This is a genomic window from Streptomyces sp. NPDC006134 (assembly GCF_040628835.1).
GTDB lineage: Bacteria > Actinomycetota > Actinomycetes > Streptomycetales > Streptomycetaceae > Streptomyces.
The window spans coordinates 101,691-124,068 of sequence record NZ_JBEXTV010000012.1 but is presented as its reverse complement, the minus strand read 5'-3'; the positions used below and the strand labels follow the sequence as shown (position 1 = coordinate 124,068).

Here is a 22,378-nt window from a genome sequence, read left to right as displayed (position 1 = left end):
CCCTGCCGACGTCCCATCCACCAGCACCGCACATGCGCCCCACGGACCGCGGCACGTTCCCTTCCCTTCTTCCCCCTCTTTTCCTTCGCCTCCCTTACCCGGCCCACCCGAGAGAAGTGATCCATGGTCACCGAGCGTTCCGACACCACAGACGGCGAGACGGCCGAGCTGGCACTGAAGATCCTGGTCGCCGGAGGATTCGGCGTGGGGAAGACGACCCTGGTGGGCGCGGTCAGCGAGATCAGGCCGCTGCGCACGGAGGAACTGCTCAGCGAGGCGGGCCGGTCGGTGGACGACACCGACGGCCTGGACCACAAGGTCACCACGACCGTCGCCATGGACTTCGGGCGCATCACCATCCGCTCCGGCCTGTCTCTCTACCTCTTCGGAACACCGGGCCAGGACCGTTTCTGGTTCCTGTGGGACGAACTGGCCCAAGGGGCACTCGGCGCGGTCGTCCTCGCCGACACCCGCCGGCTGGAGGAGTGCTTCCCGGCCGTGGACTATTTCGAGCACCGCCGGATCCCGTTCGTCGTGGCCGTCAACTGCTTCGCGGGCGCCCGTCGGCACGGCGCCCAGGACGTCTCCCGCGCACTCGACCTCGACGGGGGAACGCCCGTGGTGCTGTGCGACGCCCGGGACCGCGACTCGGGGAAGGACGTGCTGATCCGGCTCGTCGAGTACGCCGGGCGGATGCACACCGCCCGGCTGCTCGACTCGGTGGGCTGACCGGAGAACGGACGGGCGGCCGGCTCCGGCCCGCCACGCCCTTCCGCATCCCCGTTCTCCTTGCCCACAGCGCGGCCGTGGGGAAGGGTGGCGGGCAGACCCCCGTCAGGGGGAGACATCGTACGGGGAGAACACGGGGAGACCGGATCATGGCGCAGAGCCGGGGACTTGGCTGGCTGCTGGACGACCTGACGGAGCGCGTGGAACATGTGCGGCACGCACTCGTCCTGTCCAACGACGGACTGGTGACGGGAGCGAGTACGGGGTTGCGGCGCGAGGACGCCGAGCATCTCGCCGCCGTGTCCTCCGGGCTGCACAGCCTGGCGAAGGGCTCGGGCCGGCACTTCGGCGCGGGCCGGGTGCGCCAGACGATGGTGGAGTTCGACGACGCGGTGCTGTTCGTCACCGCGGCCGGCAACGGCAGCTGTCTGTGCGTGCTCAGCGGGGCGGAGGCCGACATCGGGCAGATCGCCTACGAGATGACGCTGCTCGTGAACCGCGTCGGCGAGCACTTGGACGTGGACGCCCGCCACCCCGACCGGACACCTTTCGGAGAGCTCTGACCTGCATGTTCGTCCTGCCCCGCGGAGTTATCCACAGGCTCGCCGGAAGTGGCCGCCCAGCGGCTACGGTGTGTGTTCAGGCGGGCGCACACCGCGCCGGCGCGCACACTCCACGGGGGAGAAGACGACCATGCCCGGCACCACCATCACGCACCAGGCCCAGGCCCAGGCTCTGGCTGTTGCGGAACGGGCCGCCGATACGCGGCACGCCCCGAGCACGCGGGCGACTTCGGTCACGCTGAGCCGCGCGGCGCGAGAACTCGGCCTGAAACGGAGCGAGCTGGAGATCGCCGTCCGGCTCGGACGGGTCCGCACCCTCCCCGACGGGGCGGGCGGCGGCCGACGTGTCCCGTGTCCCGAGATCGAGCGGCTCCGCGGCGAGGACGGTTTTCCGCACTCCCTGCGGGAGAGCGTCAGCGTCGTGGGCACCGCGCAGGGCGCAGCCCTGATGGGGGTGGCGAAAGCCCGCTTCACCCGCCTCGCCCGCCTGGGCGTTCTGGTGCCGGTGAAGTTCTACCTCAATCGCTATCGGGCGGTGGTCTGGCTCTACCTGGCCGGTGAGCTGAGGCAGTTCGCGGCCGACGAGAGGAACGCCCCGTTGCTGAAGGGCCGCCTGCCCGAAGCGCAGCGGAGCCGGCTGGAGGCGGGCCTGGACCTGCGTCCCCGCACCTGGCGGGGCCGGCACCTGGGCTTCCTGCTGCGCCAGGCCCACGATCCCTGGACGCGTGCCGCGGCCGTGGCGTCACTGCTCGACCCGGTCCGGATCTCGCAGCTCGTACGGGACCCGTACGAGCGGTCCCGGCTGAACCGGTTCCGCCCGGCCCCTTCGGGGCACGGATCGCCGGGCTCACCGGCCGCGCAGATCACCGAAGGGATCCTGACGGCGGACGACCCCGAGGAGATCGAGTGGCTCGCGACGGAACTGGCCCGCGAACTGGCCGCCGCACGCGAGCAGTGGCCGGCCCTCCGGCCGGCGCCGAAACCGGCGCCATGCCGTCCGGGACACCGGCCGGACCGCCCGGGACCGGCTCCGCGACCGACGGCATCCCACCCGGCACCACGGCAACGGCCACCCGGGCGCCCCGCCCCCGGCCGGACCCGCGGTCTGCTGAGCTGGTTCCGCCCCAGAAGCTCGTGAGCACCCGGCAGGAGCGCTACAGGGCCCGGAACAGCCCTTCCTGGACCACGGACACGAGCAGACGCCCCTGCACGTCGTAGATCCGGCCGCGCGCCAGGCCCCGCCCGCCCGTCGCGATCGGCGACTCCTGGTCGTACAGGAACCACTCGTCCGCGCGGAACGGGCGGTGGAACCACATGGCGTGGTCCAGCGACGCCATGTCGAAGCCCCGCGGCCCCCACAGGGGTTCCACCGGGATGCGCACGGCGTCCAGGAGCGTCATGTCGCTGGCGTAGGTCAGGGCGCAGGTGTGCACGAGCGGGTCGTCACCGAGCGGCCCGACCGCGCGCATCCACACGGCGCTGCGCGGCTCGGCGCCCTTGATCTCCTCGGGGCTCCAGCGCAGCCGGTCGGCATAGCGGATGTCGAAGGGCTGGCGCCGGGCCATCCGCTCCAACTGCTCGGGCAGCGCGCCCAGATGCTCCCGGATCTCGTCGGCGACCGTCGGCAGCGACTCCGGGGGCGGAACCTCACGGGCCGGCGGCAGCTGGTGCTCGAAACCTCCCGGTTCAGGCTTGTGGAAGGAGGCGGTGAGATTGAAGATCGTGCGGCCCTGCTGCACGGCGGTGACCCGGCGGGTCGTGAACGACCGGCCGTCGCGGACCCGTTCGACCTGGTACACGATCGGCACGCCCGGCCGCCCCGGGCGCAGGAAGTACGCGTGCAGCGAGTGCACCGGGCGGTCGCCGTCCGTGGTCCGGCCGGCGGCGACCAGCGCCTGGCCGGCGACCTGGCCGCCGAAGACCCGCTGCAGGGACTCCTGCGGGCTGCGGCCGCGGAAGATGTTGACCTCGATCTGCTCCAGGTCGAGCAGGTCGACGAGCCGTTCGGCCGGATTCGTCATGGGTGGGTTTCTCCTGTGCTCACAGCTGACCGACGTCGGTGACGCGGACGACAGCGCGTCCCTCCGCGTCGGAGGCGGTCAGATCGACCTCCGCGCTGATGCCCCAGTCGTGGTCGCCGCGCGGGTCGTCGAAGATCTGCCGGACGCGCCACAGAGCGTTCTGCGGCTCCTCCTCGATGATCAGCAGCTTCGGGCCACGGGCGTCGGGACCGGTGCCCAGCTCGTCGTACTCGTCCCAGTATTTGTCCATCGCCTCGCCCCAGGCGTCCGCGTCCCAGCCGGACTCGGCGTCCATCTCGCCCAGTTCCCCGACCTGGTCGAGGGCGGCCAGCTCCACCCGGCGGAACATCGCGTTGCGCACCAGCACGCGGAAGGCGCGGGTGTTGGTGGTGACCGGCTTGACCTGGTCCGCCTGCTCCTGCGCCTCCTCGGCGGTCATCTCCTCCGGGTTGGCGAGCTGCTCCCACTCGTCGAGCAGGCTGGAGTCGACCTGGCGCACCGTCTCGCCGAGCCACTCGATCAGATCCTGCAGGTCCTCGGACTTCAGGTCGTCCGGGATGGTGTGCTCCAGGGCCTTGTAGGCGCTGGCGAGGTAGCGCAGCACGATGCCCTCGGTGCGGGCCAGCTCGTAGAAGGAGACCAGCTCCGTGAAGGACAGCGCCCGCTCGTACATGTCCCGCACGACCGACTTCGGCGACAGCGGATGGTCGCCGACCCAGGGGTGGCTGCGGCGGTAGGTGTTGTACGCGTGGAAGAGCAGCTCCTCCAGCGGCTTGGGGTAGGTGATGTCCTGGAGGCGCTCCATGCGCTCCTCGTACTCCACCCCGTCCGCCTTCATGGCGGCGACGGCCTCGCCGCGCGCCTTGTTCTGCTGGGCGGCCAGGATCTGCCGCGGGTCGTCCAGCGTCGACTCCACGACCGACACCATGTCCAGGGCGTAGGACGGCGACTCGGGGTCGAGCAGTTCGAACGCGGCCAGCGCGAAGGTGGACAGCGGCTGGTTCAGCGCGAAGTCCTGCTGGAGGTCGACGGTGAGGCGGACGATGCGGCCCTCGGCGTCCGGCTGGTCGAGCTTCTCGACGATGCCGCCGTCCAGCAGCGAACGGTAGATGGCGATGGCCCGCCGGATGTGCCGCAACTGCTGCTTGCGCGGCTCGTGGTTGTCCTCCAGCAGATGCCGCATCGCCTCGAAGGCGTTGCCGGGCCGGGCGATCACCGACAGCAGCATGGTGTGCGTCACCCGGAAACGGGACGTCAGCGGCTCCGGCTCGGACTCGATGAGCTTCTCGAAGGTCTTCTCCGTCCACCCGACGAAGCCCTCGGGAGCCTTCTTGCGCACCACCTTGCGGCGCTTCTTCGGATCGTCGCCCGCCTTGGCGAGCGCCTTCTCGTTCTCGATGACGTGCTCGGGAGCCTGGGCGACGACGAAGCCCTCCGTGTCGAAGCCCGCGCGACCGGCCCGGCCGGCGATCTGGTGGAACTCACGGGCGCGCAGCGTGCGCACACGGTTGCCGTCGTACTTGGTCAGCGCCGTGAACAGCACCGTGCGGATCGGCACGTTGACGCCGACGCCGAGCGTGTCCGTGCCGCAGATGACCTTCAGCAGGCCGGCCTGCGCCAGCTTCTCCACCAGGCGCCGGTACTTGGGCAGCATGCCGGCGTGGTGCACACCGATGCCGTGCCGCACGTAGCGGGAGAGGTTGCGGCCGAACTTGGTGGTGAAGCGGAAGTTGCCGATCAGCTCGGCGATCTTGTCCTTCTCCTCCCGCGTGCACATGTTGATGCTCATCAGCGCCTGCGCCCGCTCCACCGCCTGCGCCTGCGTGAAGTGCACGATGTAGACGGGGGCCTGCCTCGCCTCCAGCAGGTCGGTGAGCGTCTCCGTGAGCGGCGTGTACCGGTACTCGTAGGACAGCGGCACCGGACGGGTCGCCGAGCGGACCACCGCCGTGGGGCGGCCGGTGCGGCGCGCGAGGTCCTTCTCGAAGAAGGAGACGTCACCGAGGGTGGCCGACATCAGGACGAACTGCGCCTGCGGCAGTTCCAGCAGCGGGATCTGCCACGCCCAGCCGCGGTCCGGTTCCGCGTAGAAGTGGAACTCGTCCATGACGACCTGGCCGACGTCCGCGTGCTTGCCGTCCCGCAGCGCGATCGACGCCAGCACCTCGGCGGTGCAGCAGATCACGGGGGCGTCGGCGTTCACGGAGGCGTCGCCGGTCAGCATGCCGACGTTCTCGGTGCCGAACAGCTTGCACAGCTCGAAGAACTTCTCCGACACCAGCGCCTTGATCGGAGCCGTGTAGAAGGTCACCTCGTCCCGGGCCAGCGCCGCGAAGTGGGCACCCGCCGCGATCATGCTCTTGCCGGAGCCGGTGGGCGTCGACACGATCACGTTCGCGCCGGAGACCACCTCGATCAGGGCTTCCTCCTGATGGGGGTAGAGCGTGAGACCCCGCTCCTGCGCCCACGACTCGAAGGCTTCGTAGAGGGCGTCGGGGTCGGCGGTCGGCGGCAGCTGATCGATGAGGGTCACGCCCCCATCTTGCCTGGCCCGAGCCCCGATGCGGGAATCGGATGCGGGCTCGAAGATCACGAAGGTTACGCTGTGCCGACGACGGCGCGTGAGCGGACCCGGTCAACTGAACAGCGGCACACGAGGAATGGGGCGGGCAACGGCGATGATGGGACCAGCACACTCACTGTCGGGCGCCGCCGCCTGGCTCGGCGTCGGAGCGGCCGCTGCCGCGGCCGGGCACCCGATGCCCTGGCCGGTCCTGCTGTGCGGCGCCCTGGTCTGCGCCGGCGCCGCGCTCGCCCCGGACCTGGACCACAAGGCGGCCACGATCTCGCGGGCCTTCGGTCCCGTCTCGCGAGGGCTGTGCGAGATCGTCGACAAGCTGTCGTACGCCGTCTACAAGGCCACGAAGAAGCAGGGCGACCCACGCCGCTCCGGCGGCCACCGCACGCTCACCCACACCTGGGTGTGGGCGGTCCTGATCGGCGTGGGCACCTCGGTCCTGGCGATCACGGGCGGCCGCTGGGCGGTGCTGGCGATCCTCTTCGTGCACATGGTGCTGGCCATCGAGGGCCTGTTGTGGCGGGCGGCCCGCGGCTCCAGCAGCGACGTCCTGGTCTGGCTGCTGGCCGCCACCAGCGCGTGGATCCTGGCGGGCGTCCTGGACAAGCCGGAGGGCGGCTCGGACTGGCTGTTCACGGCGCCGGGCCAGGAGTACCTGTGGCTGGGGCTGCCGGTGGTGCTGGGCGCGCTGGTGCACGACATCGGGGACGCGCTGACCGTCTCGGGCTGCCCGATCCTGTGGCCGATCCCGGTGGGCCGCAAGCGCTGGTACCCGCTCGGCCCGCCCAAGGGCATGCGGTTCCGGGCGGGCAGCTGGGTCGAGCTCAAGGTCCTGATGCCGGCCTTCATGGTGCTCGGCGGAGTGGGCGGCGCGGCGGCGCTCAACGTCATCTGACGGCCCGGCCGGCACCCACGGGCCGGCGCCGCGCCGGGGCACGCCGCTCAGCCCGCGCCGCCGGCGCCCTGGCTCTCGCCGCCGCCGTAGCGCCGCTCGAAACGGGCGACGCGGCCCTCCGTGTCCACCGTCCGTGCCTTGCCCGTGTAGAACGGATGGCTCTCCGAGGAGATCTCCACGTCCACCACCGGGTAGGTCTCGCCGTCGTCCCACTCGATGGTCTGGTCGCTGGTCGCGGTGGACCGGGTGAGGAAGGCGTACCCGGCGGCGCGGTCGCGGAAGACGACGGGGTGGTAGTCCGGGTGCTTGTCCTGCTGCATGGATCCTCCTCGGATGGCATGGGCATGGGCTTGTACGGCACCGGCTCGTACGGCACGGGCCGCGGCTGCGGCGGCACGGCGACGGCGGGACTCGGGGAACCGGTGGGGGCGAGGGAAGCCCCGGCCCGCTTGGGGCCTGTGGGGCCCGCGGCACCGGCCGGGCCGGCCGGACCTGCCCGGCCGGCGGGTCCGGCAGGTCCGGCGGGGTCGGCCGGTTCTGCGTGTTCGGCCGGTTCTTCGGGCTCACCCCGCTCCGCGGGGGAGTGTGTCCTCGTCGACGATGTGCATCGCAGCTTCCTCGGCGGAGGCCGCCGCCCCGTCGATGCCCACGTCGGTGGCGACCAGCGCGGGCTCCTCGTCCTCGTGCGCCCCCTGGTCGGGTGCCACGAGCCGGCCGGAGCGGGCCGCGCCGACCTCGTTGTCCAGGAGCTCGCCGTCCGTGTCCTGGCAGTCGCCGAGGCCGTCGCCGTCGGGAGTGACGGTGTCCGGGAGCTCCTCGGCGAGCCGCTGGTCCAGGGTCTCGCCCTCCCGGCGCTCGGCGGCCGTCACACCGGTGTGCTCCACCGCCCAGGGACGTTCCGGCGGGGACCAGCCCCGGTCGAGGGGATCGTCGACGCCGTCGTACTCCAGGGTGTCCTCCGAGTCGAGCAGCCCCGTGTCCTCCCTCTGCTCGGACCTGTCGGGCTGGTAGACGTCGTCTCCCCATCCGTCGGCGCTGTTCACGGGTACCTCCAGGGGGGTGGGGACGGGCCCCTCGTCACCGCGGACCGCGGCGGGCCGCCGCTGCTGCACGGGGCACAGGCGCCGCCCGGTGCCGAACCGCGCGGTTCCCGGGCACTCCCCGAGCCGGTGCCTCCCACCAGCCTTCCACCCCCGTTCGGCACCGCGCAACGGCACGGGCCCGGGCCGGGGACCCGCGTTTCCGGCCCAGGCCCTGACGGCGGGCACCCGGTACCGGCCGGCTCCCGCTGCCGGGCGGGGCACCTGCGCGGCGCGGACGCGCCCGCCTGCTCGCCCTCACCTGGCCGTCCGTCCGTGTCCGCCCGTCTGTCCGTACCTGGCCGTCCGTCCGTGTCCGCCCGCCCGTCCGCGCCTCGTCGGCCGTCCGCGTCCGCCCGGTCGCCTTTCGCGTACGACCGGCTGCCGTCCGTGTCCGCCCGCCCGTCCGTGCCCCACCGGCCGTCCGCGTCCGCCAGGGCGCCGTCCGTGTCCGCCCGGTCAGCCGTGCCAGGAGCGCCACAGCGCCGCGTAGGCGCCGTCCGCGGCGACCAGCTCGTCGTGGCTGCCGAGCTCGCTGATCCGGCCGTTCTCGACGACGGCGATGACGTCCGCGTCATGGGCGGTGTGCAGGCGGTGGGCGATGGCGACCACCGTACGGCCGTCCAGGACGCGGGCCAGGGACCGCTCCAGGTGGCGTGCCGCCCGTGGGTCGAGCAGGGACGTCGCCTCGTCCAGGACCAGGGTGTGCGGGTCGGCCAGCACCAGCCGGGCCAGCGCGATCTGCTGGGCCTGGGCCGGGGTGAGCGCCACCCCGCCCGAGCCGACCTCGGTGTCCAGGCCGTCGTCGAGGGCCCGGGCCCAGCCGTCGGCGCCGACCGCGCCGAGGGCCGCCCACAGTTCGGCGTCGCCGCCGGCGGAAGTGTCCCCGTCCGGGCGAAGCCGGGCGTGGGGGAGGGCGAGCCGGAGGTTGTCGCGCAGGGAACCCACGAAGACGTGGTGCTCCTGGTTGACGAGGACGACGTGCGAGCGGACCCGTTCGGCGGGCATCCGGGACAGTTCGGCGCCTCCCAGGGTGATCCGGCCCTCCCGCGGCCCGTAGATGCCGGCGAGCAGCCTGCCCAGGGTGGACTTGCCGGCGCCGGAGGGGCCGACCAGTGCCATCCGGGTGCCGGGGGGCACCTCCAGGGACACCTTGCGCAGGACGTCCACGCCCTCGCGGTAGCCGAACCTCACCCGGTCGGCGTGCAGGTCACGCCCGTCGGGCACCAGGGCGCCGTCACCGGCGTCCGGCTCGATGTCCCGGACGCCGACGAGCCGGGCCAGCGACACCTGCGCCACCTGCAGCTCGTCGTACCAGCGCAGGATCAGGCCGACCGGATCGACCAGCATCTGGGCGATCAGTGCGCCCGTGGTCAGCTGACCGACGCCGATCCATCCTTGGAGGACGAACACGCCGCCGATCATCAGGACGGAAGCCATCACCGTGACGTGCGTGATGTTGACGACGGGGAAGAGCACCGACCGCAGCCAGAGCGTGTAGCGTTCCCACGCCGTCCACTCTTGGATCCGGCGTTCCGACAGCTCGATCCGGCGGGCACCGAGGCGGTGGGCCTCGACGGTGCGGCCGGCATCCACGGTCTCGGCGAGCGCGGCGGCGACGGCGGCGTATCCGGCGGCCTCCGAGCGGTAGGCGGCGGGCGCCCGCCGGAAGTACCAGCGGCAGCCGATCACCAGCAGCGGCACGGCGAGCAGCACGGCGGGCGCCAGCGGCGGCGCGGTGACCACCAGACCGCCCAGCAGCAGGACCACCCACACCACGCCGATCGCCAGCTGGGGGACGGCCTCGCGCATGGCGTTGGCGAGCCGGTCGATGTCCGTCGTGATGCGGGACAGCAGATCACCGGTGCCGGCTCGCTCCAGGACGCCCGGTGGCAGCCCGACCGACCGGACGAGGAAGTCCTCGCGCAGGTCGGCCAGCATCCGCTCGCCGAGCATCGCGCCCCGCAGGCGGACCTGGCGCACGAACGCCGCCTGGATCACGAGGGCGACGACGAACAGCGTCGCCGTCAGCCCCAGGTGCAGCTCGCGGGCTCCGTCGGACACCCGCTCGACCAGGCCGCCCAGCAGCCAGGGCCCCGTCATCGAGGCGACCACGGCGATGGTGTTGACGGTGACGAGGAGAAGGAACGCGCGGCGGTGCCGGCGCAGCAGTTCCGCCACGTAGGCGCGTACGGTCGCGGGGGCGCCGACGGGCAGGGTGCTCGCCGTCGTCGGGGCCGCCGGGTCGTACGACGGGGGCGCCACGCCGATCATGCCGTCTCCTCGATCTCTTCGAGTTCCTTCAAAACGCCGTGGACGCCGTGGGCGCCGTGGGCGCCGTGGACACCGCGGACGTCGGGACCGTGGACGCCGGTGGCGTCGCGGACGCCGCCGGCACCGCCGAGGCCACCGGCACCGTTCGCGGAGACGGACTCGTCGTCGGTCTCCCGGGTCACCACCGCCCGGTACCGCGGTTCGGTCCGCAGCAGGTCGCGATGGCCCCCCACCGCCGCCACCTCGCCCTCGTACAGGAAGACGACCCGGTCGGCGCGGTCCAGCAGCAGCGGGGAGGAGGTGAAGACCAGGGTGGTGCGCCCCGCCCGCAGCTCCCGTACGCCCTGCGCGATCCGTGCCTCGGTGTGGGAGTCCACGGCGGAGGTCGGTTCGTCCAGGACGAGCACCTCCGGGTCGGTGAGCAGGGACCGGGCCAGGGCGAGCCGCTGGCGCTGGCCGCCCGAGAGGGAGCGGCCCCGTTCGGTGATGCGGGCGTCCATCGGGTCCTCGGCGCCGAGCGAGCTCTGCACGAGCGCCGCCAGCACGTCCTCGCACTGGGCCGCCGCCAGTGCCTCCTCGGCGCCGACGTCGCCGGACGCGGGCACGTCGAGCAGCTCCCGCAGGGTGCCCGAGAGCAGCACCGGATCCTTGTCCTGGACCAGGACGGCCGTGCGGGCGCAGTCCAGCGGGAGCTCGTCGAGCGGTACGCCGCCCAGCAGCGCCGAGGTGCCCTCCTCGGAGGCGTGCCCGCCGAGCCGTTCCGCGAGCCGGCCGGCCGCGTCCGGGTCGCCGCACACCACGGCGGTGAGCCGGCCGGCCGGGGCGAGCAGGCCGGAGGCCGGGTCGTACAGGTCTCCGGAGGGCACCTCGGCGGCGCGGGACCCGCCGGTGTCCGTGGCGCGCTCCAGCGACAGCACGCGCGCCGCCCGCTTGGCCGAGGGGCGGGAGAAGGAGTACGCCATGGCGATCTCCTCGAAGTGCCGCAGCGGGTAGGTGAGCAGCATGACCGAGCTGTAGACGGTGACGAGCTCGCCGACGCCGATCCGGCCCTCGCGGGCCAGATGCACGCCGTACCAGACCACCGCGATCAGCAGCAGGCCCGGCAGGACCACCTGGATCGCGGCGATCAGGGACCACATGCGGGCACTGCGCACGGCGGCGTGGCGGACCTCCTGGGAGGCGCGGCGGTAGCGGTCGAGGAAGAGTTCCTCGCCGCCGATGCCGCGCAGCACGCGCAGTCCGGCGACGGTGTCCGAGGCCAGTTCGGTGGCGCGGCCCGCCTTCTCCCGCTGAATGTCGGCCCGTCGGGTCGCCCGGGGCAGCAGGGGCAGCACGGCGAGCGCCAGCACCGGCAGGCCGACGGCGACGACGACGCCGAGGGCGGGCTGGTAGACGAGCAGGCTCACGCAGACCAGCACGATGGTGAGGGCGGCGGCGGTGAAGCGGGAGACGGCCTCCACGAACCAGCCGATCTTCTCGACGTCGCCCGTGGAGACGGCGACGACCTCACCGGCCGCCACCCGCCGGGTCAGCGCCGAGCCGAGCAGCGCGGTCTTGCGGGCCAGCAGCTGCTGGACGCGGGCCGCCGCGGTGATCCAGTTGGTGACCGCGGCGCGGTGCAGGAAGGTGTCGCCGACCGCGTTGGCGACGCAGCACAGGGCCATCAGGGCGCCCGCGAGCGCGAGCCGGGTGCCGGAGCGGTCGACGACGGCCTGGACGGCGAGGCCGACGCAGAACGGCAGCGCCGAGACGGCGGCGAAGTGCAGCAGGCCCCAGGCCAGGGACTTGAGCTGACCGCCCAGTTGGTTGCGGAAGAGCCACCGGAGGAAGCGGGGGCCCGAACGCGCGTCCGGCACGCCCGGATCGGGAAACGGAAGGTCTTGGATCTGCATGACATCCCAGCGGCTCGGGTCGGGGGTGCCGCGCGACACGGCATCAAGCGGCAGCGAGCCGTCCAAGGTTCGGGTCGCGGCGTGGTCGAAATCAAACGGTTTTCCACGGGGCCGCACAGAATCGGCTGCCGCGCGCCGGACGGTGGCCGCGGGGGCCCGGATCGCGGCCCGGAACGTGATGCGACGATGGGGTGATGCGGACATGCGGTGCACGGCGTACGGCGATCGCGCCGGCGGTTCTCGGCTGCCTGCTGGCGGCTCTGGCCGGCTGCGGCGGGGCGGCCGACGGACGGACGCGGGCGGACGGCATGGGGACCCGGGGTGCGGCCGGGACGGTCCGTACGTCACCGGCGACGGCCGGTACGACGCGCATCCCGGGCGTCGGCGACCGGCTCCACGGGCGTATCCCCGCCGGTTCCCGGCAGGTCGTCGCGGTGTACGGCGAGGGCAAGGACTCCGCCGAGTCCACCGTCGTGCTGTACACGAAGGACGGCTCCTCCTGGCACCGGACGCGGAACTGGGCGGCGCACAACGGCACGAAGGGCTGGACGACGCACCACCACGAGGGCGACAAGCGCAGCCCCGTCGGCGTGTTCACGCTCAGCGACGCGGGCGGCGTCCTCCCGGACCCGGGTTCCCGGCTGCCGTACACCCGGTCCGCCGCCTTCGCGGCCCCACGCTGGTGGGACAAGGCGTACTGGCACGACTTCGACTACGTCATCGCCATCGACTACAACCGCGTCGAGGGCACCCCGCCGAACGATCCGGCCCGGCCCGATGGCTCCGCCGCGGGCGGCGGGATCTGGCTCCATCTCGACCACGGCAGCGGCACGTCGGCCTGCGTCAGCCTGCCCAAGCCGGCGATGGAGTACCTGCTGCGGACACTCGACCCGGATCTGAACCCGGTCGTGGTGATGGGGGACAAGGCGCACCTGAAGGCGTAACCGCGGCAGAGCCGCCGGCCCCTTCCCGGGGGCCGCAGGCCGCCGACACGACCGCCCGGGTCCCCGGGCCGGACGCCTCGACGCCGTCGGGCTTCTTCACAGGGGCCATCGGTCCGCGGGCCCGCCGTCGGCCGTCTTCCGGTCCGCGGGCCCGTCACCGACCGTTTCCCGGGCTACGGACGCGCCACCGACCATTTCCCGGCCCATGGTCCCGTCACCGGCCGTCTCCCGTCACACGGACGCGCCGCCGCCGCAGTCCCGTACCGGCGCCCCGTCGATCAGCGTGTCCAGCAGCCTCCCGAGCGCCTTGCGCTGCTCGCCCGTCAGGGGCGCCAGGATCTCCTCCGCGGCCGACCTGCGGGCGCGGCGCAGCTCACGCAGGGCCGTGCGGCCGTCGGCGGTGAGCTCGATCCGGATGACCCGGCGGTTGGCCGGATCCGGCACCCGGCGCACCTTCCCGGCTGCCTCCAGCCCGTCGACCAGCGTCGTCACGGCCCGGGGCACGACCTCCAGCCGCTGTGCCAGATCGGCCATGCGGGGCGGCGAGGCATAGTGCGCCAGGGTGCGCAGCAGCCGGGACTGGGCCGGCGTGATGCCGAGGTCGCGCTGTTCCAGGTGGCGCTTCTGGATGCGGTGCACCCGGCGGGTGAGCCGCAGCAACTGCTCGGCGAGCAGGCCGTCGGGGTCGGGGCTGGTCATGGGGGAACGATATCAGCACGACATTCATTGTGAGTATAGGTAACAATGAGCTAAGGTCCGTCAGGGTGCCGCAGTACCCGCAGTACCCGCAGCATCCGCGATATCCGCGGGGCCGGCGGTACCTGTGGGGTCGGCGGTCTGGTGGCCGCCCACTCCTCCACCCGTCGCCCCATCCCTCATCCTCCATCCCCCGTAGGAGCCCATGCATCCCGATCACCAGCCGACCTGGACCCCGCCCGCCGACGCCGCGGAACAGCCCCGGCAGGTGCGCCGTATCCTGCGGCTCTTCCGCCCCTACCGCGGCCGACTGGCGGTCGTCGGCCTGCTGGTCGCCGCCTCGTCGCTGGTCTCGGTCGCCACGCCCTTCCTGCTGAAGGAGATCCTCGACGTCGCGATCCCCGAGGGGCGCACGGGCCTGCTGGGCCTGCTCGCCCTGGGCATGATCCTCAGCGCCGTCCTCACCAGCGTCTTCGGCGTGCTCCAGACGCTGATCTCGACGACGGTCGGCCAGCGCGTCATGCACGACCTGCGCACCGCGGTCTACGGCCGCCTGCAGCGCATGTCGCTCGCGTTCTTCACCCGGACCCGCACCGGCGAGGTGCAGTCCCGCATCGCCAACGACATCGGCGGCATGCAGGCCACCGTCACCTCCACGGCCACCTCCCTGGTCTCCAACCTCACCAGCGTGGTCGCCACCGTCGTCGCGATGGTCGCCCTCGACTGGCGGCTGACCGTCGTCTCCCTCGTCCTGCTTCCCGTCTTCGTCTGGATCAGCCGCCGCGTCGGCAGCGAACGCCGGAAGATCACCACCCAGCGGCAGAAGCAGATGGCCGCGATGGCCGCCGCGGTCACCGAGTCGCTCTCCGTCAGCGGCATCCTGCTCGGCCGCACCATGGGTCGCGCCGACTCGCTCACCCGCGCCTTCTCCGACGAGTCCGAACGCCTGGTCGAGCTGGAGGTGCGGTCCAGCATGGCGGGCCGCTGGCGGATGGCCGTCATCACGATCGTCATGGCCGCGATGCCCGCCGTCATCTACTGGGCCGCGGGCCTGGCGCTCCACTTCGGCGGCCCCGGCGTCTCCCTCGGCACCATCGTCGCCTTCGTCTCGCTCCAGCAGGGCCTGTTCCGCCCGGCCGTGAGCCTGCTGTCGACCGGCGTGCAGATCCAGACCTCGCTCGCCCTCTTCCAGCGCATCTTCGAGTACCTCGACCTCCCCATCGACATCACCGAACGGAAGGACCCCGTCCACCTCGACCGGATCAAGGGCGAGGTCCGCTTCGAGAACGTCGAGTTCCGCTACGACGGCCAGGACGCTCCCGTCCTCGACGGCATCGACCTCACCGTCCCGGCGGGCGGCAGCCTCGCGGTCGTCGGCCCGACCGGCGCCGGCAAGTCCACCCTCGGCCACCTGGTGCCGCGCCTGTACGACGTGACCGGCGGCCGGGTCACCCTCGACGGGGTCGACGTGCGCGACCTGGATTTCGACACCCTCGCCCGCGCGGTCGGCGTCGTCTCGCAGGAGACGTACCTCTTCCACGCCTCGGTCGCCGACAACCTGCGCTTCGCCAAACCCGACGCCACCGACGACGAACTGGTCGCGGCGGCGCAGGCGGCCCAGATCCACGACCGCATCGCGTCCCTGCCCGACGGCTACGACACCGTCGTCGGCGAGCGCGGCCACCGCTTCTCCGGCGGCGAGAAACAGCGCCTGGCCCTCGCCCGCACCATCCTGCGCGACCCGCCCGTCCTCGTCCTCGACGAGGCGACCAGTGCCCTGGACACCCGTACCGAGGCCGCCGTCCAGGAGGCCGTCGACGCCCTGTCCGCCCACCGCACCACCATCACCATCGCGCACCGCCTGTCCACCGTCCGGGGCGCCGACCAGATCGTGGTCCTCGACGCGGGGCGGGTGGCCGAGCGGGGCACGCACGAGGAGTTGCTGGAGCGGGACGGGCGCTACGCGGCGCTGGTCCGCCGGGACGCCCGACTGGACCTGACAAGATGAAGATATGCCGGGTTTGCGGTGATTCGAGGGTTACCGTGCCCGCATGCAGATGAACACCCCGTCACGGAGCACGACGACCACGACGACCACGGCGAGCACGAGGAACACGATCCGGCTGACGCGCCGGGGCCGCCTCGTCCTGATCGCGACCGGAGCCGTCGTGGCCGGCACCGCCGTGGCGGTGCCGCTGCTGGCCCTGGGCGACGAGGAGGAGGCCCGGCCGACCTCCCTGGTGATTCCCGAGGGATGGCGCGCGAGCCAGGTCTACCAGGCCGTCGACAAGGCCCTCGCCCTGCCGCCCGGGACCACCCGGAAGTCCCTCGCCAAGGCGCACCTGAGGCTGCCGAACGACGCGGAGGGCAACCCCGAGGGGTACCTCTTCCCGGCGACGTATCCGCTCGACGAGAAGGCAACGCCGGAGAAGCTGCTGACCGCCATGGTCGACACGGCCGACAAGAAGTTCAACGGCGCCCCCATCGCCGCCGGCGCCCAGCGCAACGCCATGAACGTCTACCAGGCGGTCACCATCGCCAGCATCGTGCAGGCCGAGGCCGCCGACGAGGCGGACATGGGCAAGGTCGCCCGGGTGATCTTCAACCGCCTGGAGCGCGGCATGCCGCTCCAGATGGACTCCACCCTCAACTACGCGCTGAACCGCTCCACGCTGCGGACGACCGTCAAGGACACGCGGATCGACAGCCCGTACAACTCCTACCAGCGCATGGGCCTGCCGCCCACGCCCATCGACAACCCCGGCGAGGCCGCGATGCGCGCCGCGATCAGCCCGGCGCCGGGCGACTGGCTGTACTTCGTCACGGTCAAGCCGGGCGACACCCGCTTCACCGCCGACTACCGCGAACACCAGCGCAACGTCGAGGAGTTCAACCGCCACCAGCGCAGCGCGTCCGCGGCGGCCCGCTGACCCGGCGGAGCGTCACGCGGCGACCGCCTCCGGCCCGGCCGTCGTCAGCCGCCTGATGTCCCGTACGGCCGCGCGGCCCGCCCGGTTGGCGCCGATGGTGCTGGCCGACGGCCCGTAACCGACCAGATGGATCCGCGGGTCGGCGACCGCGCGCGTCCCCTCCACGCGGATGCCGCCGCCCGGCTCGCGCAGGCGCAGCGGTGCCAGATGGCCGAGGGCGGCACGGAATCCGGTCGCCCACAGGATGACGTCGGCCGCCACGCGCCGTCCGTCCGCCCACTCCACCCCGTCGGGCGTGATCCGCTCGAACAGGGGCCGCCGGTCCAGGACCCCGTCCGCGATGCCCCGCCGGATCGCGTCGTTCAGCGGCAGCCCGGTCACCGACACCACACTCCCGGGCGGCAGCCCCCGCCGTACCCGCTCCTCCACCAGCGCGACCGCCGCCCGGCCGGCGTTCTCGTCGAACGGTCCCTCCCGGAACACGGGCGGACGCCGGGTCACCCACGTGGTGGCCGCGGCGTACGGGGCGATCTCCAGCAGGTGCTGCGTGCCCGAGGCGCCCCCGCCGACCACGACCACCCGCTGCCCGGCGAACTCCTCCGGCCCGGCGTACTGCGCGGTGTGCAGCTGGCGCCCCCGGAACGTCTCCTGGCCCGGATAGCGCGGCCAGAACGGCCTCTCCCAGGTGCCGGTCGCGTTGATCAGCGCCCGCGCCGTCCACACCCCGGCCGACGTCTCCACCCGCAGCCGGCCACCGTCCCCCTCGCGCACCGCCCGCACGTCGACGGGCCGCCGCACCCGCAGGCCGAAGGCGCGCTCGTACGCGGCGAAGTACTCGGAGACCACCTCGGCGGACGGCCGCGCGGGATCGGCGCCGGTCAGTTCCATCCCCGGCAGGGAGTTCATGCCGTGCACCCTGCCGTACGTCAGCGACGGCCAGCGGAACTGCCACGCGCCGCCGGGGCCGGGGGAGCGGTCGAGCACGACGAAGTCACGCTCCGGCTCCCACCCCGTGCGCCGCAGGTGGAAGGCGGCGGACAGGCCCGCCTGGCCCGCGCCGACGACGACGACCTCGACCTCACGCGTGTTGTTCACGTTTCTACCAACAGTGTCCCGGCCACGGATCTTCCCGCCCCCTGCCCGGCCCCTCCCGGCCGGAGTCCGGCGCATGCGTCAGGATGGGAACCATGTCAGATGCCTTCACCACCCGCGTCCTGAACGTCGCCACCGGCTCCCGGGAGAGGGTCGTCGACATCACCGGCGACTGCGAGTCCTTCCTGCGCGAGGCGGCCGCCGGCCGCGACGGCCTCCTCAACGTCTTCGTCCCGCACGCCACGGCCGGGATCGCCGTCATCGAGACGGGCGCGGGCAGCGACGACGACCTCCTGGCCGCCCTGCACACCCTCCTGCCCGCCGACGACCGCTGGCAGCACCGCCACGGCAGCCCCGGCCACGGCCGCGACCACGTCCTGCCCGCCTTCGTCCCACCCCACGCGACCCTGCCGGTCCTGGGCGGACGGCTGGAACTGGGGACGTGGCAGTCGGTGTGCCTGGTGGACACCAACCGGGACAACCCCGACCGCAAGGTACGGCTGTCGTTCCTCGGCGGCGCCGGCGAGATCTGAACTGTAGGGGTGATGCCCGGCCACAGCATCCCGGTCGGCCGTTCCTCGCTTCAGCTCGTCCACGACGAGGCGGCCGGTGGCGTTCAGCCCGAGGACGTCCAGTCGGTCCCGTGCCGGCACCCCCGTCAGCGACGGCCCTCCGGTCGAACTCCGCGGTGATCACGAGTACCGACCCGCCCAGGACATGAGGGTTGTCGATCACCCACTCCTGGAGATGCTGCCGTTCGAGGAGCCCCTCTGCGGCTGACGAACTCGTGCACGGCAGGCAGGGAGACGCCGAGGAGGGCGGCAGGGCTCGGTGTTCACCTCTACCGCGCCGACGGCAGGTTCGCGGCCTGCTGATGGGACAGCAGGCGGACGATGGCTTGGACGATGTCGCTCATGTGCTCACGGCGGCCAAGGTGGCGGGTCGGCGCCCGTCAGTTCGTCAGATGGGAAATGCCGCGCTCGACGCGGATGTGTCGTGAGGAATGTGCCCGCGCCGTCGTTCATACATCTGCTCGTACCGGTCCGGAGCGTTCTTCTTGTACTTGCGGTGCGGTGGTGTCACCACCCGGCCGCTGGTCTGGGCGCCCGGCCCCTGGCGGCCGGCATCGGCGAGAAACTCCACGGCGGGACCGCTGACCAGGAGCTCGACCTGCCCTGGCCGGCGGGCGTGGGCGATGTCCGTACAGCTTCCGGGTCTGGCCGGGCTGCAGAAGAGCAGCCGGCCCTCCCCGGCCGTGAGCACCATGGACTTGACGGTGTTCTGCTTGCTCTTGCCACAGAGGAACGTGTCCCGGTCCTTGCGTCCGGCGGCCGGCCGCCGGATCTCGGTTCCATCGACGATCCCGGTCCTGCCGCCGGCGCCGAGGTGGCCGACGACCTCGGCCAGGGTCCGCGGCCGCACTCCGGGGCTGACGGTGCGCCCTCGCTCGGTGAGCAGGGCCGCACCTCGTCGACGGCCCGGGTGATGGTGGAGCGGTCCACGTCGAACCAGCAGGCGAGCACGTCGTGGGGCCACGTGCCAAAGGTGCACAAGGGGGCCTGGAGCCGGTCGACGAAGACCAGCCGGTGCTTCGCGCCGGTGCCCACGGCCCGCTTGCGCTGCTGGAGCGCGAGCGACGGGCCGAGATGGTCGATGATGCGGCCCACGGCCGTCTTCGGCACCCCGAACGGCGGAGCCGGTTGCCGCAGAGTGAGGTTCGTGCGCCAGTACGCGGCGACCGGCAGGACCCGTTCCGCCCGTGACAGGCTCCGGCGCCGGCCCTTGCGGACCGGATCCGCGCCCTCGCGGCGCAGCGCGGGTGCCCCGCTTGCCGAACTGCCGCGGGCTCAGCCCCGTGAACGGGGGCTGTCCAGGAGGGCTCCGACGCCGTCTTCCGGCGCGATCGCAGTCGGGGGCTGCGCTGTCCTCTGCCGCCACACTGGGAGCCGGCCGTCTTCCGCACGCCGCACTTGTGTTCCGGGGGAGGGGTGACCGGTGCCAGGGGAATCCAAGGTGACGGGGAGACCGGGCTGTGCTCAGCATGTGCGCGGACTGCCCGGCGGCAGTGGTTTGGTTGCGCACACTTGGCCGGTGCCTGCTCAGGCACGGTCACGACAACAGGCGCAGAAGCGTGATCAGTGCTACGAGGGCCCCGAGAACCACTGCGGCGATCTGCCAGAGGCGCCGTTGCGAAGGCAGGATGACCACCCTGGGCGAACCGGCCGTGGGAATGACGTAGTAGACACGGTGCGGGTGCTGCGGTGCCACCGCGCGCGCCAGTTTCAGGTGTTTGAACGTTGCCTGCCATGCGATCTCACCTTTGACCGGTGACAGGTACGGCTGTACAGCACGGCGGAACTCGCTGGTCGCGTCCGCGGGCACAGGCTGATCGTCGTTCAGATGCATGGTGTACCAGTGGCCGCTTTCGTGAGCCGCCTTCCGGACACGGTCCGGCATGCCTGCTTCGGGCTTTCTTACCGTGTCCTTCTTCGGAGTCCGGGAGATGGTGCCCTCGGTCCACGTCACGATCCGGCCAGCGCCTCTGCATTTTTCATGGTCCTGGGTTCCGGCGCGGTTGCAGTCGGGGCAGCTGCGCTGTCCTCTGCCGCCGCACTGGGAGCAGGTGACGCGGCCCCTGCCATGACAGGTGGTACACGCGGCGTCTCGTTCCCCGCAGCGCCGGCACAGAGTACGTTCGTCCACCGGGCCGCGGTCCTCGGGGAGCTTTCGGATCTTGGTTCCGGTGCCGTCACAGCGCAGACAGGAGTCCACACCGCGGCAGGCCGGGCAGATCACCGACTCCTCGCAGGGCAGATCGCCCCGGCCGCTACAGCGGGGGCAAGGCACCTTGCCGTTACTGCACGAACATGACTCGTCGACCACCGTTCCGCGTCGCACCAGCTTCAGCGTCAGTTTCTCCTCTGGGCTCTTCGGCGGCGCCACGTGGTAATTGCCCAGGTCGTCATAGACCGGCCGGCTCGACAGATCGATCGAGCCGTAATGCTCCTGCGGGGCTTCTTTCCTGCTCTCGATGCATCGCACGGTCTCACCCTCCAGGAGGGAGAACCAGGTGATTTCCACCGTGTCCGGCAGACTCAGTCCGGAAGTTCCCGCTTGGTCCTGGACATGCTGCCGTACAGCGTTCAGAACGTCGCTCTCGCTCAGCACACCGCACCCCCCTGCCGTCCAACCCAGGTCCTCCCACAGTCCGCGCTGCGGACGGACGCCAACCGGGACAATAGCGAAAGAGCCTCACGACCGTAGGGCGTTCCACTGTTGGTCCCGCGCGACCGGCCGCCGATGTGCGCCGCGACCGGCCGATGGGTCGTATGACTTGCCTCGCGATGAGCCTTTTCGCAGGGTTGGATGGAGGGGCCCGGAGAGCGCGGCGGCTCCCGGGTGGCTCCCAGAACCTGGGCTCGGACCCCGGGTATCCGCCGCGTGTCCCAAGTCCTTCCTGCGATCGACCTGAAAGGTCGTCCACCAGAAGGTCAAGGGCGGCCTCCTCGTGGAGCGCGACGCCGAGGGCGGTCATGGAGGGGGAGAGACGCGGGTCCCCGGCCGCGCTGACGGGCTGTCCGCCGAGCGGAGGCTGCGGGATTCCCTCGGACCGACTTCGAGCGGCCAGGCGCTCGTAGTCCTCGGCACCCATGCGCCAGGGCAGGGCTCCGTAACGGCGGATGATCCGGTTCGCCAGAACGATGCCCGGCCAGTCGAAATCGCCGTGGTACGCGAAACGGCAGCCGGTGGCGGCGAGGGCGTCGAGCGGCATGAGGACCACCGTGGCGGCGCTGCCGGAGGTGCACACCAGCGGCCGAAGGCAGGCGGCGTCCGCCGCGGCCTCCACCACGCACGGATTCTCACGGATGTGGATCGACTCGTTGCTCACCGCACGGGCGGCGTCCGCCTCGGCCAAGGCAGCATCGGCGTCCCGCTGGATGCGCTCGCCCGGCTTCGACAGCTGGTAGCGAGCACGGGACCGCTGGTACTCGCTGATGCTGGACGCCCTCACGGTGTGGCTGCTGCGCAACAGGTTCCCCCCCCCCCCACCGCACCAGCTGCTCCAGCCGGACGGTGAGGGTGTCGGCGTCGAGCCCGGCGGCAGGACCCCGTCCTGACGAACTTCGCCAGGACGTCCGGGACGGCCGGATCTGCCAGCAGGGTCCCGCAGAAGACCCGCATGATCGCCAGGTGCTCCAGCCGCTCGGGCGCGCCGAGGTAGGCGGACGCGTCCAGCCGCCTCCGCGCCCCGTCGTCGCCGGTGGCCGACGAGGAACCGGGCGAGGGTGCTTTCATATCCGCGTTATTACGTGGGGTGTTCGGCCGTTGCCGGTGTGGTGCTGTAGATCCTTCTGGGGCGTGCGGAGGCGGCTTCCGCCTCATCCTGACGGCTGGGGACGCAGAAGCCGCCTGCGCGGACAAGCGCCGAGGGCTGGTCAGGGCCGTCGGCACTGTTCGCGGGTTTGGCTACTTGCGCGGAGGCGTGGGCGAGGGTGTTCCGATCGCGGCCGCGTCGAGGAGATCGCCGGGGCGGAGCCAGGCAGCGGGCCCCGCGTAGCCGACTGGGCCTGTCGTAAACCGTTGTCGTGAACCGCTGTCGTGCCTCGGCGTTGCCGCCGAAGGCGGTTCACCGTCCGCGTCGCGCCGCCTGGTAGTGCTTCGTTACGTCGAGTGATCCCGGCTGG

19 protein-coding genes and 1 pseudogene are annotated in these 22,378 nt (G+C 72.2%); 8 read left to right on the top strand and 12 right to left on the bottom strand.

Going from position 1 to position 22,378, the window contains the following annotated elements; translation table 11 throughout:
• Positions 1-123 precede the first annotated feature (123 nt).
• The 3 genes from ABZ340_RS10770 (at position 124) to ABZ340_RS10760 (ending at position 2,430) form a co-directional block, all read left to right on the top strand.
• Complete coding sequence (locus ABZ340_RS10770; protein ID WP_358781402.1) at positions 124-729, top strand: ATP/GTP-binding protein; 606 nt, start codon at positions 124-126, stop codon at positions 727-729.
• A gap of 149 nt (positions 730-878) precedes the next feature.
• The gene (locus ABZ340_RS10765; RefSeq protein ID WP_358781401.1) at positions 879-1,292 is read left to right on the top strand and encodes a roadblock/LC7 domain-containing protein; all 414 of its coding nucleotides are present in this window, start codon (positions 879-881) and stop codon (positions 1,290-1,292) included.
• A gap of 130 nt (positions 1,293-1,422) precedes the next feature.
• Positions 1,423-2,430: a DUF6397 family protein gene (locus ABZ340_RS10760; RefSeq protein WP_358781400.1), complete on the top strand. Its 1,008-nt coding sequence runs from the start codon at positions 1,423-1,425 to the stop codon at positions 2,428-2,430.
• Between the two features lie 16 nt (positions 2,431-2,446).
• Here the strand turns inward: ABZ340_RS10760 and ABZ340_RS10755 are convergent, their stop codons facing one another.
• Together ABZ340_RS10755 and ABZ340_RS10750 are read right to left on the bottom strand one after the other, a co-directional pair.
• Positions 2,447-3,313, bottom strand: coding sequence for an acyl-CoA thioesterase II (locus ABZ340_RS10755; RefSeq protein WP_358781399.1), 867 nt, complete (start codon positions 3,311-3,313; stop codon positions 2,447-2,449).
• A gap of 19 nt (positions 3,314-3,332) precedes the next feature.
• The gene (locus ABZ340_RS10750) at positions 3,333-5,846 is read right to left on the bottom strand and encodes a DUF3516 domain-containing protein (protein ID WP_358781398.1); all 2,514 of its coding nucleotides are present in this window, start codon (positions 5,844-5,846) and stop codon (positions 3,333-3,335) included.
• A 145-nt stretch (positions 5,847-5,991) separates the two neighbouring features.
• On the opposite strand from ABZ340_RS10750, the gene ABZ340_RS10745 reads away from it, so the two are divergent.
• Positions 5,992-6,786, top strand: a complete 795-nt coding sequence (locus tag ABZ340_RS10745; RefSeq protein WP_358781397.1) for a metal-dependent hydrolase — start codon at positions 5,992-5,994, stop codon at positions 6,784-6,786.
• Between the two features lie 47 nt (positions 6,787-6,833).
• Here ABZ340_RS10745 and ABZ340_RS10740 read toward each other — a convergent pair whose 3' ends face one another.
• The 4 genes from ABZ340_RS10740 to ABZ340_RS10725 all read right to left on the bottom strand — a co-directional run bounded on the left by ABZ340_RS10740 (position 6,834) and on the right by ABZ340_RS10725 (position 12,031).
• Positions 6,834-7,106: a type B 50S ribosomal protein L31 gene (locus tag ABZ340_RS10740; RefSeq protein ID WP_358781396.1), complete on the bottom strand. Its 273-nt coding sequence runs from the start codon at positions 7,104-7,106 to the stop codon at positions 6,834-6,836.
• Between the two features lie 243 nt (positions 7,107-7,349).
• Positions 7,350-7,829 (bottom strand): DUF5709 domain-containing protein, encoded by a 480-nt coding sequence (locus ABZ340_RS10735; protein WP_358781395.1) that lies wholly within the window; start codon positions 7,827-7,829, stop codon positions 7,350-7,352.
• Between the two features lie 495 nt (positions 7,830-8,324).
• Positions 8,325-10,139: an ABC transporter ATP-binding protein gene (locus ABZ340_RS10730; RefSeq protein ID WP_358781394.1), complete on the bottom strand. Its 1,815-nt coding sequence runs from the start codon at positions 10,137-10,139 to the stop codon at positions 8,325-8,327.
• Positions 10,136-12,031: an ABC transporter ATP-binding protein gene (locus ABZ340_RS10725; protein ID WP_358781393.1), complete on the bottom strand. Its 1,896-nt coding sequence runs from the start codon at positions 12,029-12,031 to the stop codon at positions 10,136-10,138. Before ABZ340_RS10725 ends, ABZ340_RS10730 begins: the two co-directional genes overlap by 4 nt.
• Before the next feature lie 194 nt (positions 12,032-12,225).
• Here ABZ340_RS10725 and ABZ340_RS10720 point away from each other — a divergent pair, with 194 nt between their 5' ends.
• Positions 12,226-12,975, top strand: a complete 750-nt coding sequence (locus ABZ340_RS10720; protein ID WP_358781392.1) for a hypothetical protein — start codon at positions 12,226-12,228, stop codon at positions 12,973-12,975.
• Between the two features lie 231 nt (positions 12,976-13,206).
• On the opposite strand, the gene ABZ340_RS10715 is transcribed toward ABZ340_RS10720, so the two are convergent.
• Positions 13,207-13,674, bottom strand: coding sequence for a MarR family transcriptional regulator (locus ABZ340_RS10715; protein ID WP_358781391.1), 468 nt, complete (start codon positions 13,672-13,674; stop codon positions 13,207-13,209).
• Positions 13,675-13,876: 202 nt separating this feature from the next.
• On the opposite strand from ABZ340_RS10715, the gene ABZ340_RS10710 reads away from it, so the two are divergent.
• Both ABZ340_RS10710 and mltG read left to right on the top strand, forming a co-directional pair.
• Complete coding sequence (locus ABZ340_RS10710) at positions 13,877-15,679, top strand: ABC transporter ATP-binding protein (protein WP_358781390.1); 1,803 nt, start codon at positions 13,877-13,879, stop codon at positions 15,677-15,679.
• Positions 15,680-15,728: 49 nt separating this feature from the next.
• A complete protein-coding gene (mltG, locus tag ABZ340_RS10705; protein ID WP_358781432.1) occupies positions 15,729-16,601 on the top strand; it encodes an endolytic transglycosylase MltG in 873 nt (290 codons plus the stop codon).
• A gap of 12 nt (positions 16,602-16,613) precedes the next feature.
• Here mltG and ABZ340_RS10700 read toward each other — a convergent pair whose 3' ends face one another.
• Complete coding sequence (locus tag ABZ340_RS10700; protein WP_358781389.1) at positions 16,614-17,696, bottom strand: NAD(P)-binding domain-containing protein; 1,083 nt, start codon at positions 17,694-17,696, stop codon at positions 16,614-16,616.
• A gap of 92 nt (positions 17,697-17,788) precedes the next feature.
• Between ABZ340_RS10700 and ABZ340_RS10695 the strand changes: the two genes are divergently transcribed.
• Positions 17,789-18,226 (top strand): secondary thiamine-phosphate synthase enzyme YjbQ, encoded by a 438-nt coding sequence (locus tag ABZ340_RS10695; protein WP_358781388.1) that lies wholly within the window; start codon positions 17,789-17,791, stop codon positions 18,224-18,226.
• 427 nt (positions 18,227-18,653) lie between these two features.
• Here the strand turns inward: ABZ340_RS10695 and ABZ340_RS10690 are convergent, their stop codons facing one another.
• The 4 genes and pseudogenes from ABZ340_RS10690 to ABZ340_RS10675 form a co-directional block, all read right to left on the bottom strand.
• Positions 18,654-19,115: a transposase family protein gene (locus tag ABZ340_RS10690; RefSeq protein WP_358781387.1), complete on the bottom strand. Its 462-nt coding sequence runs from the start codon at positions 19,113-19,115 to the stop codon at positions 18,654-18,656.
• A gap of 188 nt (positions 19,116-19,303) precedes the next feature.
• Positions 19,304-19,602: pseudogene (locus ABZ340_RS10685) on the bottom strand (transposase family protein); the annotation flags it as partial.
• A 200-nt stretch (positions 19,603-19,802) separates the two neighbouring features.
• Positions 19,803-20,774, bottom strand: coding sequence for a hypothetical protein (locus ABZ340_RS10680; protein ID WP_358781386.1), 972 nt, complete (start codon positions 20,772-20,774; stop codon positions 19,803-19,805).
• Positions 20,740-21,705: a DUF2399 domain-containing protein gene (locus tag ABZ340_RS10675; RefSeq protein ID WP_358781431.1), complete on the bottom strand. Its 966-nt coding sequence runs from the start codon at positions 21,703-21,705 to the stop codon at positions 20,740-20,742. Before ABZ340_RS10675 ends, ABZ340_RS10680 begins: the two co-directional genes overlap by 35 nt.
• Positions 21,706-22,378: the final 673 nt, after the last annotated feature.

What these genes read in the sequence shown, in the direction of transcription:
- ABZ340_RS10730 (WP_358781394.1), bottom strand. Translation starts at nt 10,139, where the DNA reads ATGATCGGCGTGGCGCCCCCGTCGTACGACCCGGCGGCCCCGACGACG.
- ABZ340_RS10695 (WP_358781388.1), top strand. Translation starts at nt 17,789, where the DNA reads ATGTCAGATGCCTTCACCACCCGCGTCCTGAACGTCGCCACCGGCTCC.
- ABZ340_RS10745 (WP_358781397.1), top strand. Translation starts at nt 5,992, where the DNA reads ATGATGGGACCAGCACACTCACTGTCGGGCGCCGCCGCCTGGCTCGGC.
- ABZ340_RS10715 (WP_358781391.1), bottom strand. Translation starts at nt 13,674, where the DNA reads ATGACCAGCCCCGACCCCGACGGCCTGCTCGCCGAGCAGTTGCTGCGG.
- ABZ340_RS10760 (WP_358781400.1), top strand. Translation starts at nt 1,423, where the DNA reads ATGCCCGGCACCACCATCACGCACCAGGCCCAGGCCCAGGCTCTGGCT.
- ABZ340_RS10740 (WP_358781396.1), bottom strand. Translation starts at nt 7,106, where the DNA reads ATGCAGCAGGACAAGCACCCGGACTACCACCCCGTCGTCTTCCGCGAC.
- ABZ340_RS10770 (WP_358781402.1), top strand. Translation starts at nt 124, where the DNA reads ATGGTCACCGAGCGTTCCGACACCACAGACGGCGAGACGGCCGAGCTG.
- ABZ340_RS10720 (WP_358781392.1), top strand. Translation starts at nt 12,226, where the DNA reads ATGCGGACATGCGGTGCACGGCGTACGGCGATCGCGCCGGCGGTTCTC.
- ABZ340_RS10765 (WP_358781401.1), top strand. Translation starts at nt 879, where the DNA reads ATGGCGCAGAGCCGGGGACTTGGCTGGCTGCTGGACGACCTGACGGAG.
- ABZ340_RS10710 (WP_358781390.1), top strand. Translation starts at nt 13,877, where the DNA reads ATGCATCCCGATCACCAGCCGACCTGGACCCCGCCCGCCGACGCCGCG.
- mltG (WP_358781432.1), top strand. Translation starts at nt 15,729, where the DNA reads ATGAACACCCCGTCACGGAGCACGACGACCACGACGACCACGGCGAGC.
- ABZ340_RS10755 (WP_358781399.1), bottom strand. Translation starts at nt 3,313, where the DNA reads ATGACGAATCCGGCCGAACGGCTCGTCGACCTGCTCGACCTGGAGCAG.
- ABZ340_RS10725 (WP_358781393.1), bottom strand. Translation starts at nt 12,031, where the DNA reads ATGCAGATCCAAGACCTTCCGTTTCCCGATCCGGGCGTGCCGGACGCG.